Raw genomic sequence first — 13,072 nt, forward strand, 5'->3', positions numbered from 1 at the left:
AGATCACCACCAGATCGACCGGCAAGTACAAAAGGATGGCATGAACCAGTGACTGCGAATTGGATCGACAACCAGAAGAACCTGATGTTGTTCTCGGGTCGCGCACATCCCGAGTTGGCGGAGCAGGTGGCGAAGGAACTCGACATCCGCGTCACCCCGCAGACCGCGCGCGACTTCGCGAACGGCGAGATCTTCGTTCGATTCGAAGAGTCCGTTCGCGGCTCCGACGCGTTTGTCCTGCAGAGTCATCCGGCACCGCTGAACACGTGGGTGATGGAGCAGCTCATCATGATCGACGCTCTCAAGCGTGGATCGGCAAAGCGCATCACTGCAGTGCTCCCGTTCTACCCGTACGCCCGCCAGGACAAGAAGCACCGCGGACGCGAGCCGATCTCCGCTCGCCTGATCGCGGACCTGCTCAAGACCGCCGGCGCCGATCGCATCATCACGGTCGACCTGCATACCGATCAGATCCAGGGCTTCTTCGACGGGCCCGTCGATCACATGCACGCACACAGCCAGTTGGCCAACCACATTCGCGCGGGCTACAACCTCGAGAACATCACGGTGGTCTCCCCCGACTCGGGCCGCGTTCGTGTCGCCGAGAAGTGGGCCGACTCGCTCGGCGGAGCACCGCTGGCATTCATTCACAAGACGCGCGATCCGTTGGTACCCAACCAGGTCAAGTCCAACCGCGTCGTCGGTGAGGTCGAAGGTCGCACCTGCATCCTGATCGACGACATGATCGACACCGGTGGAACCATCGCCGGTGCGGTCAAGGTCCTCAAGGAGGCCGGTGCGGGTGACGTCGTCATCGCCGCAACCCACGGCGTCTTGTCCGACCCTGCGGCCGAGCGTCTGTCGACGTGTGGCGCAAAGGAAGTTGTTGTCACCAATACACTTCCGATCGACGAGTCGAAGAAGTTCCCGACGCTGACGGTGCTGTCCATCGCACCGCTGCTGGCACGCACCATCAAGGAAGTTTTCGAGAACGGTTCTGTGACTTCGCTGTTCAACGGCAGCGCCTAGTCTCCCGCCGCACTACGGGCGCGTACCTGTGACTTCACGGTCACCGGTACGCGCCCGTAGTCGTCTTCGCGAACCTCACAGAAACAGACCACCTGGTCATCATGAAACCACCTGTGGGACACACGAATACCACCAAAAGCGGCAATCAGCATGATCTTGATCACGCCCGCGTCGAGAAACCCAGGTCGATGTTGGGGCGGTGTTCACCGCGCCGCAATCTTCGCCTAGTGTGGCTCGTCGTGATCGACGCGCAAACCCTGGAATCCCGGCCCGAATCTCATTCCCTGAATTCATCAGTTCCGACGATCCGGCGGTGGCGCCCAGGATCTTGTGTCTGGTGCGGAGACGACAACTCCGTGGACATGTTCCGCAACGAACCCCGCTGCGGAAAATGCCGTGAAAACGAAGGCATCATCGACGACGCGAAGCGTTTCCTCGGCATGTACGGTCTGCGCCCGCTCGGCGGCACGCTGCAGTCCGACGACGACGAAGAGCGCGAGTACCGCGTCAACGCTCGCGAGGCACGCCGAGTCCTGAACGAGATCCGCATGGACGTCCTTCCCGATGCGGCCGCGGTTCGCAAGGCAATTCGGCCGCGCGCCGCGACTGTTGTCGCCGACACGTCGCCCGCACGCGCTTCCCGCCCCGCCAGCACGGGCACCGCGACGCGCGTTGCCGCTCCGGTCAAGACGGACACCGTGGACATCGACACGCTCCAGACGCGCGTCCTAGGGCTTCTCGATCAGCTCGGTTCGATCGACGAGCAGATCAAGGTCGCCGAACTCGCACAAGGGTTGCCGGCGCGCGCTCGACTGAGCGATCTCAACAAGCAGAAGGCCACGGTTCTTCGCACGCTGGCTGCTCTCGAGAAGGCCCGAATCGCCGCCTCCAACTAATTCCTTCGCGTCCGTCCCACGGCCCCGTCTCCTTGCGAGACGGGGCCGTTCTGTATGAGCAGGTACCTTTACGAATCGTGAATGACATCACCATCACCTTCGTCGTGCTTGCACTGGTAGTGGCGCTGTTCGTGATCGGCCGAATCCCGGTCGGCATCATCGCGATCGGCACTGCCCTGGCGCTGTACGCCACCGGTGTGATCACGATGGAGCAGGCGCTCGCCGGATTCGGCGATCCCACTGTGGTGTTCATCGCCGCGCTCTTCGTCGTCAGCGAAGCCCTCGACGCCACCGGCGTCACCACGTGGGCGGGCGAGAAACTGCTGGCGAAAGTCGGCGAATCCCGAGTCCGTCTCGTGAGTGCGATCATGTTGCTGGTTGCCGCGTTGACCGCACTGATCAGCGTCAACGGAGCCGTAGCCGCGTTGGTGCCAATGGTGGTGGTCTTGGCGGTGCGTCTCGGTAAGTCGACGTCACAACTGCTTCTGCCGTTGGCATTTGCCGCCCATGCCGGATCGATGCTCACCTTGACCGGAACGCCGGTCAACATCATCGTTTCCGAAGCCGCCGAGGAATCCGGGGCCGGTGCTTTCGGGTTCTTCAGTTTCACCTTGGTCGGTGCGCCCCTGGTGTTGGGAACGATCGCGATCGCCGTACTTCTCGGCCCTCGCGTCCTCCCCCATCGTGCGGGGACGTCCATGTCGCCTGATCTGAGCCGACACGCCAAGACCCTCGCGAAGCAGTATCAGCTGATGGGCAAGGATGCGCCGTCCGCAGAGCCCTTGATCACCAAGCACGACGGCGTGGTCGAGGTGATAATCCCGCCGCGCTCGGAAATGATCGGCGACAGGGCTTTTCCGGGCATGATGACCGACAGCGGCGATCTGGTGATACTTGCAGTCCAGCGTGCCGGTGAGGACTGCGGCCCCAAGGGCGTCGAATTGGCAGCGGGTGACACGCTTCTCCTCCAAGGCAGCTGGGACGATCTCGACACGCACACCGCGGTCGATCCGAATGTCCTCGTGGTGGACGCACCTGCCCAGATCCGTAAGCAGGCAGCGCCGTTGGGCACCCGCGCGGTCATCGCTCTCGTCGTCGTCGCAGCGATGGTCGTGTTGCTGACGTTCGGATTGGTGCCGTCGGCGATAGCCGGACTCCTCGCGGCGTGTGCGATGGTGCTGCTACGAGTCATCAGTGTCGAGCAGGCGCATCGGTCTATCTCGTGGACCACGTTGATTCTCGTCGGCGGAATGATCCCGCTGTCGACCGCGATCCAGCAGACCGGCGCAGCCGAGAAGCTCGCGCATGCCTTCGTCGACGTCGTCGGTGGTGCAAGCCCGTATGTCGTCGTCGCCGGGCTCTTTGTCGTGACGGCGACTCTGGGCCAGCTGATCAGCAACACCGCGACCGCGTTGATCATCACGCCGATAGCTATCTCGGTCGCCATCGAACTCGACATCTCGGTGCTGCCCCTACTGATGACGGTCACCGTCGCTGCGGCGGCATCGTTCCTGACGCCCGTAGCCACGCCGGCGAACATGATGGTGATGGGGCCTGGCGGGTACAAGTTCGGTGATTACTGGAAGCTCGGACTCCCGATGTTGTTGTGGTTCCTGATAGTTGCAACGGTATTGATCCCACTGATCTGGAGTTTCTGATGTGCTCACCGAAGGTCTTGTCGGAGGTCTACGAATCGATCGGACGCGAGGGCAGGAAGGTCAGCCGACGATCGATGTTCGCGGCGCTCGGCACTACTGCGCTCGGCGCGACCGTCGTGGCCGGCGCGGTGCAGCCCCTAGCGTCGGCAGCGCCATCGGGTCGGACCATTGTCGATCTGACACACGTACTGACGCCGGATTTCCCGGTGTGGCCGGGCGCGCGCTCGTTCGAGATGAGGAACCTGGCGAAGATCGCCGACGCCGGCGGGTCTCTGGGCTCGCTCGGTTCTGCCGGGTCAGGTGGAAAGTTCTACCTCAACGAACTCAGCCTCGAGGAACACACGGGTACTCACATCGACGCGCCCGCACACGCCAGTGCGGACGGGATCACCGTCGAGAAGATTCCGGTTGCCGACCTCGTCGTACCGATTGCGATCGTCGACATCAGCGCCCGCGCCGCCGTCGACCCTGACACATTGCTCACCCGCCAGGACATCCTCGATTGGGAAGCCGTCCACGGGAAGATATCTCCCCGCAGCCTGGTGGCGATGAGCTCGGGTTGGGATACCCGGGCCGGTGCCGGTGGTGCCTTCACGAATCGAGATGCACTCGGCGTGCAGCACACACCCGGATTCGCCCCCGAGGCGATCGACTTTCTCGTCCGCGAACGCGACATAGTCGCCGTGGGCTCGGACACCCTCAGCATCGACGCTGGCCGAAGCACGACCCACGGGGCTCACCGAAGCGCTTTGGGCTCAGGCAAGTACGCAGTCGAAGCCCTTGCAAACCTGTCCGCACTTCCAGCCGCCGGCGCCACGGTGATGGTGGGCGCGCCGACGCACGCGGGTGGTTCCGGTGGTCCGTGCCGGGTTATCGCCTGGTACTGAACGCTGACGTGTTGAGAGATCAGGGCGTGGGTGTCACCCGAAGCACCTTGTCGCCTGTTCCGTTGTCCGTGGTCACCAGAAGCGAACCGTCGGGCGTCGGAGTCACCGACCGCAAGCGACCGAACTGGTTCTCCAACCCGAAGGTCTGCGCGTCGACCGAGCGTCCGTCGGCACTCAGGCGGAGGAAGATCAGTTCCTTGCTCTTGAGACCACCCATTACGAGCGCACCGTCCCAGGCACCCCACGCAGCCCCACTGGTGAAGGCAGCGCTCGCAGTAGCCAACGTCGAGCTACCCGAACGCCACACCGCCGCAATCGCTCCCGGCACTCGCACGGGGTCGGTCATCGGCACGGATTCGTCGTACGTTCCGGGAAGCCGATCCGGGCGGTAGCCGTAGTTTCCGCCGGGGGCAAGCAGGTTGACTTCGTCGTCGACGCTTGTGCCCTGCTCCACCGAGTAGACCCGGCCGGTTCCCGGTTGCACGGCCAAGCCTTGGACGTTGCGGTGCCCGAGCGTGTAGACCGGGCTGGAAGCATTCGGATTCCCCGCCGCCGGAGTTCCGTCGGCATTGATGTGCAAGACCTTGCCGCCCAGCGAATTCGGATCCTGCGGCACGCTCGGTGTCGCGGTGTCACCCGTTCCGACGAACAGCGTTCCGTCCTGGGCCGCAAGAATTCGGCACCCACCATGACGGCCTGACGAGACCGGGATCCCGGGCAATACGGTTCCGGTTCTCGTCAGTGCGGTCCATCCGGCGTCGACGGTCCACGAGATCACTCGAACGTCCGTGACTCCCCCGGCACTGAATCCCTGGCAGGTGTACAGGGTGCGCGACTGAGCGAAGTCGCGAGCAAGCGCGATGCCCATGAGTCCGGTTTCGGACTGCGCGTAGAGATCCGAAAGGTCAGCAGAGACTGGACCTGTCGTGTTGTCGCTTCGGCGAACGAAGAATCCGCCGGACCGTTGTCCGGTCAGGATCGCGCCGTCCGGGGCCGCCGCGACGTCCCAGGGGTGATCGAGTCCGTCGACCAGTGTGGTGACCGACAGATGTGGGAGGGTGTTCTCGATGGGTATGTCCGGGTCGTCGCTCCCCAACGATCCGGTGCTTCCGTTGCCGAAACTGCCGGGGTCGAAGGGGAATGGTTGAGCCACACACTGCGCCACCGGCATCACCAGTACTGCAGTCAGGGCCACGGTCAATGCGGCGAGCTTCGGATGACGCACGCGTTCTCCTCGGGTCGGAAACCGTTCTGCGCCTCACTATAAACAGACAAACACCATTTTTCGGGCCGTCGCGCTATACCCGCAGGCCACAGGAGAAACGAAACCCCTTCAGAAGTCTGCAAACTCCGACAAAGCGTTCGCCAGCGGGGACGCGGTCCGTCTTGATGTAGATCGTGCCTTCCGCCAGGCGGGCACACTCCAGTCCAGGAGGTATTCAAGATCCGCTTCCACTCCCCTGTCTCGAAGCCCGAAACGTCGTTCCAGCGCATCGTCGTCCGTCAAATGCGGTCTCGCCGCGTCGGGCACTTTCACTTCGGGGTCACAAAACAGGCCTACGGGCGCGGTAACCGTTCGTCGTCCTGAGGGATCTTTCCACTCCAGATGACCACCTCCGATTTGCTGCACTGTCCACCTGCCAAACGTCTTCAGTCGGTGATGTTTTCGACACAGACAGGCCAAGTTCCGTTCTGCAGTAGGTCCTCCCTGGGCGGGGTTGCCGTGATCGAACGGCACCGTGTGATCGATATCGCAACTATCGGAACGCACAACACAATTCGGAAAGCGGCACGTACCGTCTCGCGTCCTTACAATCTTCGCCAACGCCGCGGACGGCTGGTACGTGCATTCACTGCGCCGCGAACCACTGTTCCTTCTCGAGCGATTGCCCCTTGTCGAGCGATTACCCCTTGTCACAGCGGGCAGTATCTCCGGTGAGCGCATCGACCGACCCACGCCGAGCACCGGTCCGACTGCCCCCGCAGTCGAACAATGTTGCACCTCGGACGGTGAAAGGGTGAGGACTCTCTGCCACGTGGCATCCGCGGCGATCGCGCGCGCAAGGTCGGCATCGATATGGCCGTGCCCCTGCAAATAGCCTGGCAGGTCGTCGAATCCGAGCAGGGTGGAAGCGTTGACACCCACAAGAATTGTCGAAATCGGGAGCGCGGAGGTCTTCGAATCGTCCCTGCTGGTGCAATCGCCGTCGCACTGACAATCCAACAACGTCTTTCCTTCCGCCAATGCGATCAGTGCATCGGCACGACGTTGCCCGAAAGTTCTCGGATCTGAACCACACACCTGCATCGACATCGCACGGAGTCTGGTCGCCAAAGTCTGAGCGCCGACCGCTGGAAGCATTCCGTCCAGAGTCGACATGCCGTCGTGAGACGCGCACGTCCGAACGTCCCGATCCGCCTCCGCACGAACCCGCCTGGCACGCACCCCATCAGGGTCGTGCCGAGCAATGAGACCTCGTGCGCGCGCCTTCAACTTGTTACCGGTTGCACGGCACGCACCGTCCACGAGGAGTCGCTCGATCTCATCGAGCGCGTGCTCGGAAACATTGGCGAGAGCTTCGGACAGTGCCGTCGCTTTGGCCAGATCGATGTCACCACAAGCAAAAGCGGCCGCCACCCGCGGGAGCCGCCAGCGCAGGTCACATCCCAGTGCAATCATTTTCTGCGCGGCATACTCCGTAATACTCAGTATCGACGCGATCTCCACGTGCGCGAATTGACCCTGAAAAGCCTCGTTTACTCCAACCGCGGCGTCCTCCTCACAACGGTCCAGGTACAGCGCAGTGACTGCGTCGATCTCGAGGAAGTGGGCGCGCGCGATTTCCGCATGCTGCCGAGACAGCGCATCCGCGGAAATCATTGATTCGAACATATGATCGATACTACGGGCACCTACCGACAAGTTTGCGGAATCCCGGGGTATTCACCGATACCCAAGGCGGAGACAGCATCCTCTGACGTGCGCCCACTTCACGCCCGCTGCGCACACAACAGCGCAAAGCGCTGATCCTGATCCGTCCACACCTTCCGTACCCCGAAGCCCGCCGACGCGAGTTCCGCGGCAATCCCGTCCTCGGTGAACTTCGCCGAGATCTCGGTTCGCAGTTGCTCGTCCGCTGCGAAGGTGATCTCCAGATCCAGGTCGTCGATACGCACCGAGAGTTCCCGAAGCGCTTCCAGTCGCATCTCGATCCACTCGTTCTCGGCGTCCCAGAGCGCGAGGTGGCGGAAGTCCTCCAAGGGAAAGTTCGCTCCCAGTTGCTTGTTCAGGACCGCGAGAACATTGAGGTTGAACTGCGCCGTCACGCCGGCAGCGTCGTCGTAGGCGGGCACGAGGACTGCGGGATCGATCACCAATCCGACGCCCAGGATCAGGTTCTCCCCCGGATCGAGCACCGCCGCGATCCCCGAGAGGAAATCGGCTCGTTCTGCGGGAACAAGATTTCCGAGAGTTCCGCCGAGAAACGCGACCGTCCGCCGTCCACCACCGGGCAGATGATGCAGCGAGCCGGTGAAGTCGCTGACCACTCCGACCACGTCGATTCCGGGAAATTCGGCACCGACCTGCTGCGCAGCGCCTTCCAGTGCCGTTACCGAAACATCCTGCGGTACATACGTTCGCAGAGTTCCACGAGCGGTCATCGCGTCGAGGAGCAATCGGGTCTTCTCCGAGGAACCGGAACCCAGTTCGATCAGGATCTCGGGTTCGGTCAACGCCGCGATCTCGTCGGCGTACTGCGCGAGCAAGCCGCGCTCGGTACGGGTGGGGTAATACTCGGGTAAGGCCGTGATCTCCTCGAACAATTCACTTCCACGCGCGTCGTAGAACCATTTGGGCGAGAGCCATTTCGGCATAGCGGTCAAGCCCTCCCTGGCCTCGGCTCGCAGTGCGTCGACCGATTCGGCCGGTGTCAGATAAACCTCGAGTGTAGGGGTTTTCATTGTTCTCCCATCGGAATCGGGGTGATGATCAAATGACCGGGACGCGCGCAGACGATGTGCCGGTCCGGCACCTGCTGCCAGTCCGGGAGTTGATCGAACGGTTCGGAAACGATCAGGGCCCGCGACTCGTCGACTCGCGTGTACAGCGTGTGACCCCACGCCGTGGCCCACAGTTCCTGCCCGTCGCCGAACAGGAGGTTCAATCGTGAATCCGGTGCCACCGCAGCCACATCGTGAACGAGGCTCGTCACGGCGGCCTCCGCGGGCTTCGACTTCAACCGATGCCGTAGCACCGTCCACAACAAGGCAGCATCCGTCGGGGCGGGCATCTTCAGCAGTTCGACGGCGGGTACCTCCGCCGCCAAGTCGGCAAGTGAACCAGGCCAACCGGATACCGCTCCGTTGTGGCTGAAAGCGTAGGTTCCGTCGACGAACGGTGCACAGGCCCCGATCTCGACGGCCATCCCCTCCGTCGCGGAACGTACGGCAGCGAGAACGGATCCGGAATCGATGTGGGACAACGTCTCGTCGACAGTCGGGTCCGACCAGATCGGCGAGACACTGCGGTACCGTCCCTGCCTTCCACCGTTCCACCACGCCGCACCGAATCCGTCGGCATTGATGGTCCCGCCGCCACGCATCTCGCGAGGTGCCCACGACTGTCGCATCAGCGAGTTCTCGCCGTCGTGGAGGAGTTCACGAACCGAACGCGGCGGCCCGAGATACCCGAGGTGCCGACACATGTCAGGGTCTACCCGAAATCGTTCTGGCGCACCGAAAACCCGAGAAGATCTGGCGCCTGATCGGGTGGTCCCAGTTGCGGAACGTCCCGCGACAGGCAACGCTGTCGGTCCCGAACGATCCCCCTCGCAACACCTTGTAGTCGCCGCCGAAGAACACCTCCGAATACTCCCGATACGGGAAGGCCCGGAACCCCGGATACGGATGGAAACCCGAAGACGTCCACTCCCACACGTCGCCGATCATCTGCTCGACACCCGCTGCCGACGCCCCGGCCGGGTAGGAGCCGACGCCGGCGGGACCAAGATGGCGTTGACCGAGATTGGCGAGATTCTCGTCTGCGGGGACGTCCCCCCAGGGGAACCGTCGTGATCTTCCGGATTCCGGATCCCACCGCGCCGCCTTCTCCCATTCCGCCTCGGTGGGAAGCCGTTTGCCTGCCCAGTTGGCGTAGGCCTCGGCCTCGTAGAAGCTCACGTGCACTACCGGCTTGTCCGGTGGAACCGGAGCTTCGACGCCGAAAGTCTCGTGCCACCAACCCGAACTGTCGCGTTCCCAGAACAGGGGTGCACGAAGTTTCGCATCGACACGATGCCGCCAACCGTCGCGAGACCACAGTTCCGGGCGGGAATACCCACCGTCCTCGATGAATTCGACGAACTGCCCGTTGGTGACCGGGAATCTGTCGATCGCGAAGTCGGTGAGATAGACCTGATGTGCGGTGCGCTCGTTGTCGAGTGCCCACGGTTCGTCGTCGGTTCCCATGACGAACGGGCCGGCGGGAATCGTGATCTCGTCGAGTTCCGGCATGCGGGCCGCTTGCGGAGCGGGTGTCGCAACGAGTGCCGTGGGCCCCGAACGTAATTGGTGTGTCGCAAGCATGGTCTCGGCGTGTTGCTGTTCGTGCTGCGCGATCATCCCGAAGGCAAAACCGTCCATGTCGAGTTCTGTGCGCCCGAACGTGCTGGCTTCGAGCACATCCCAGACCTTCCCGCGAACAGTACGTACGTATTCGCGCGCCTCGGCCGGGTTGAGCAGGGGAAGTGTGGGTCTCGACGATCTCGAATGCTTGAAAGCGTCGTACAGCTCGTCTATGTCGCTACGCACCGGATCGCGGCCACCGACGTCGCGCACCAGCCAGAGTTCCTCTTGATTGCCGATATGCGCCAGGTCCCACACGAGCGGACTCATCAACGGGGAATGCTGAGCGATCAATTCGGTATCGTCAACGCAGTCGGTGAGCAGCGTCGACCGCTCACGCGCCCGCAGAAGCACGGCCTCGACCGCTTCCTTGGTGACCTCCTCCGTCATGTGGTGCTCTCACCGGGCACGATGGCGCGACAACACCGTTCGGCAGCGGCATCGAGAAGGCGGACGAACTGCGGCTCCGGCGCATACGAGGCGGCAAGCGACATCAGAGATGTTGCCGCCGAACGTAGTTCGACGTCATCCAAGCCGTACTCCGCCGCGTCTCGCCACCGCCCGGCCGTTGACGCTGCAGCATCACTCGCCTCACGCATCACAGCGGGCCCGGACAGTAACGCGTCGACCGCTGCTATCGGCACTCGCCACAGATCCCCCGGTTGTGCGTCGATGTAGCGAACCTCCAGGTGGCCGACAGCGCGAACCGGCGGGAACAGCGTGGACAGGTGATAGTCCAAGTCCGCCCAGACGGGTCGGCGTCCGATCTCGGCATCCAATGCGCCGTCGATCCAGTCTCCGAAGGTGGCACCCCGCGGAGCCGTCCAATCGTCGCCTTCGTTCCTCACGCACATAAGCGGAACGTCGAGCGCCCAGCCTGCGTAGTCCTGCGCTTCCGGGACTGCACTTGTTCGCCAGGAATCGAGTTCGAGCCACGTCCGCATGCGTTGGGAGGCCCAATCTCCTCTCGGAACCCCTTGCAGGCGCGGAGAACACGCAAACGCAGCGATGAGGGCCGGGCCCATGTCCCCGAGAAGTCGCCAACGCTGGGCGATGGACTCAGGACTGCTGCCGGCATCGACACTGACCTGTACTGCTGCGGTATTGCACATCATCAACGTGCCGTACGGGCCTATCCCGGCGAAGCGGGATTCCATTGCGCAGTAACGCGGCAACCGGAGAATGCGGGAGGGTGGGCGGGCGACGTCGGCCGCGGCCGCATTGATTTCTATGGAGTACGACGCGAGGAGCGTTTCGAGAGTCCGACGGTCTTCGTCGAGACAGTCACACAGTTCGCGGGCGGACGTGCGCGGAGCTGAGGAGAGTTCGATCTGTCCGCCAGGTTCTACGGTGACGAGGCTGCCGCGTGGAAGCGGCGCCGCCGGTGAATCCGGGTCGATACTGGTGGGTGCGTGTCGCCCGAGTGCCTTTGCCAGAGTCGCGGCTGACGGCCGCTCTCCACCGGGAACCTGGCTGGTCAGCCACTCGAGCTCAGCTCCGACCAAACGGGGTGGCCCCTGTTTGAAGCACACACCACCGACGTAGGCCTCGGCCGCAGGACGTGAATCCACCTGCGTGGTCTGTGCTGCTGTCAACGCTGCTGTCACCATTCGACTTCCCCTTCGGGCGGTCTTCGCGGTCGTTACCGACGATAGAACGCCAACGTCCGAGATGCACCCTTTGTGGTGTTACGTGTCGTTGAATTTCTTCAGTCGTATCCACCGGTACCCACAACCGGCGAGAACCACACCTGCCCCGGAAACAACCGCGATCCACGGAAGTGTGACCACCAGAACGACACAACCAGCCGCGCCGACGGCCTGCAACCACTTCGGATACAACCGGTCCACACCGCGTTGGCTGTACGCACTCACGTTCGCGACGAAGTAGTAGAGCAGCACTCCGAACGACGAAAAGCCGATCACCCCACGAAGATCGGTTGTCGAGACCAAGACGATCACAACGGCACCGACCACAAGTTCAGCATGGTGGGGGACCCCGAACCGCGGATGGACGGCAGCGAGCGAAACGGGCAGATCGCGCTCGCGGGCCATGGCCATCGCCGTGCGGCTCACTCCGGCTATCAAAGCCAGCAGCGCCCCCGCCGACGCCGCCGCGGCACCGATCACCACTACGGGAACGGCCCAGTTCCACCCGGCTGCGCCCACTGCATCTGCCAGTGGTCGCGCCGCATTCGCCAGCCGATCAGGTCCCAGTGTCACCAGCAGTACCACCGCTACCAGTGCATAGAGGACAACCGCGACGGTGAGTGCAATCAGAATCGCCCGCGGAATCGTTCGACGCGGATCACGCACTTCCTCCCCCAGCGTCGCGATCCTGGCGTAACCGGCGAACGCGAAGAACAGCAGTCCCGCCGATTGCAGAATCCCGTACCACGACCCGAACGCGAGATCCGGGAGCTCGCGCACCGCACCAGGGCCGACGACGGCAACCACCAGCGCTACACACAGTGCTGTCGTCGACACGGCGACGATCACCCTGGCCATGTGCGCCGTCCGTGTCACCCCGCGGTAGTTGACCGCAACCAGCGCCGCTACTACCAGCACCGCAACGGGAACACGCCAGGACGCCGGAACAACGTACGTCGCGAAGGTCAGAGCCATTGCCGCGCAACTCGCGGTCTTCCCGATCACGAACGACCAGCCGGCGGCAAACCCCCACCAAGGTCCAAGCTGCTCACGTCCGTAGACGTAGGTCCCACCTGACGTGGGGTATCTGGCTGCAAGCTGGGCCGACGACGTCGCGTTGCAGTAGGCGATGAACGCTGCGATCGCCAAGCCCACAAGCAACCCGGTACCGGCTACTGCGGCAGCAGGCGCGAACACCACGAAGACTCCGGCGCCGATCATCGCGCCGAGGCCGATAACTACGGCATCGGCCGTGCCCAGCCTTCGCTCCATCGGGACAGCTTCGTTCACAGGTAGTTTGAACCACACCGACATGAACGGAAGGTGCC

General features: G+C 63.2%; 11 protein-coding genes. 4 read left to right on the forward strand and 7 right to left on the reverse strand.

All coding sequences use genetic code 11. The features are described from left to right. Positions 1–84 precede the first annotated feature (84 nt). The 4 genes from I7X09_RS07120 (at position 85) to I7X09_RS07135 (ending at position 4,470) form a co-directional block, all read left to right on the forward strand. Positions 85–1,029 (forward strand): ribose-phosphate diphosphokinase, encoded by a 945-nt coding sequence (locus I7X09_RS07120; protein WP_202426084.1) that lies wholly within the window; start codon positions 85–87, stop codon positions 1,027–1,029. Positions 1,030–1,268: 239 nt separating this feature from the next. Further along, the gene (locus tag I7X09_RS07125) at positions 1,269–1,925 is read left to right on the forward strand and encodes a hypothetical protein (protein WP_030536285.1); all 657 of its coding nucleotides are present in this window, start codon (positions 1,269–1,271) and stop codon (positions 1,923–1,925) included. Positions 1,926–2,002: 77 nt separating this feature from the next. Further along, on the forward strand, positions 2,003–3,583 hold the full coding sequence (locus I7X09_RS07130; RefSeq protein WP_200316220.1) for an SLC13 family permease: 1,581 nt from the start codon (positions 2,003–2,005) through the stop codon (positions 3,581–3,583). Next, the gene (locus I7X09_RS07135; RefSeq protein ID WP_200316221.1) at positions 3,583–4,470 is read left to right on the forward strand and encodes a cyclase family protein; all 888 of its coding nucleotides are present in this window, start codon (positions 3,583–3,585) and stop codon (positions 4,468–4,470) included. Before I7X09_RS07130 ends, I7X09_RS07135 begins: the two co-directional genes overlap by 1 nt. 19 nt (positions 4,471–4,489) lie before the next feature. Here I7X09_RS07135 and I7X09_RS07140 read toward each other — a convergent pair whose 3' ends face one another. The 7 genes from I7X09_RS07140 to I7X09_RS07170 form a co-directional block, all read right to left on the reverse strand. Further along, positions 4,490–5,695: a PQQ-dependent sugar dehydrogenase gene (locus I7X09_RS07140; protein WP_200316222.1), complete on the reverse strand. Its 1,206-nt coding sequence runs from the start codon at positions 5,693–5,695 to the stop codon at positions 4,490–4,492. Positions 5,696–5,803: 108 nt separating this feature from the next. After that, entirely contained in the window at positions 5,804–7,363 is a 1,560-nt protein-coding gene (locus I7X09_RS29720) for an HNH endonuclease signature motif containing protein (RefSeq protein ID WP_200316223.1), read from the reverse strand. Between the two features lie 98 nt (positions 7,364–7,461). Then, entirely contained in the window at positions 7,462–8,433 is a 972-nt protein-coding gene (egtD, locus tag I7X09_RS07150; protein WP_200316224.1) for an L-histidine N(alpha)-methyltransferase, read from the reverse strand. Then, positions 8,430–9,176 (reverse strand): ergothioneine biosynthesis protein EgtC, encoded by a 747-nt coding sequence (egtC, locus tag I7X09_RS07155; RefSeq protein ID WP_200316225.1) that lies wholly within the window; start codon positions 9,174–9,176, stop codon positions 8,430–8,432. Before egtC ends, egtD begins: the two co-directional genes overlap by 4 nt. A gap of 1 nt (position 9,177) precedes the next feature. Further along, the gene (gene egtB / locus I7X09_RS07160) at positions 9,178–10,485 is read right to left on the reverse strand and encodes an ergothioneine biosynthesis protein EgtB (RefSeq protein ID WP_095972129.1); all 1,308 of its coding nucleotides are present in this window, start codon (positions 10,483–10,485) and stop codon (positions 9,178–9,180) included. Then, positions 10,482–11,705, reverse strand: coding sequence for an ergothioneine biosynthesis glutamate--cysteine ligase EgtA (egtA, locus tag I7X09_RS07165; RefSeq protein WP_124567119.1), 1,224 nt, complete (start codon positions 11,703–11,705; stop codon positions 10,482–10,484). The genes egtB and egtA overlap by 4 nt, the downstream gene beginning before the upstream one ends. A 78-nt stretch (positions 11,706–11,783) precedes the next feature. Beyond that, on the reverse strand, positions 11,784–13,058 hold the full coding sequence (locus I7X09_RS07170) for an APC family permease (protein ID WP_200316226.1): 1,275 nt from the start codon (positions 13,056–13,058) through the stop codon (positions 11,784–11,786). Positions 13,059–13,072 lie beyond the last annotated feature (14 nt).

Source organism: Rhodococcus sp. P-2 (assembly GCF_016598535.1).
Classification (GTDB): Bacteria; Actinomycetota; Actinomycetes; order Mycobacteriales; family Mycobacteriaceae; genus Rhodococcus_F; species Rhodococcus_F baikonurensis.

Bases quoted from the DNA above. Each gene is read 5' to 3' on its own strand.
- egtD (WP_200316224.1), bottom strand. From the start codon at position 8,433: ATGAAAACCCCTACACTCGAGGTTTATCTGACACCGGCCGAATCGGTC.
- egtB (WP_095972129.1), bottom strand. From the start codon at position 10,485: ATGACGGAGGAGGTCACCAAGGAAGCGGTCGAGGCCGTGCTTCTGCGG.
- egtA (WP_124567119.1), bottom strand. From the start codon at position 11,705: ATGGTGACAGCAGCGTTGACAGCAGCACAGACCACGCAGGTGGATTCA.
- egtC (WP_200316225.1), bottom strand. From the start codon at position 9,176: ATGTGTCGGCACCTCGGGTATCTCGGGCCGCCGCGTTCGGTTCGTGAA.
- I7X09_RS07120 (WP_202426084.1), top strand. From the start codon at position 85: ATGTTGTTCTCGGGTCGCGCACATCCCGAGTTGGCGGAGCAGGTGGCG.
- I7X09_RS29720 (WP_200316223.1), bottom strand. From the start codon at position 7,363: ATGTTCGAATCAATGATTTCCGCGGATGCGCTGTCTCGGCAGCATGCG.
- I7X09_RS07135 (WP_200316221.1), top strand. From the start codon at position 3,583: ATGTGCTCACCGAAGGTCTTGTCGGAGGTCTACGAATCGATCGGACGC.
- I7X09_RS07170 (WP_200316226.1), bottom strand. From the start codon at position 13,058: ATGTCGGTGTGGTTCAAACTACCTGTGAACGAAGCTGTCCCGATGGAG.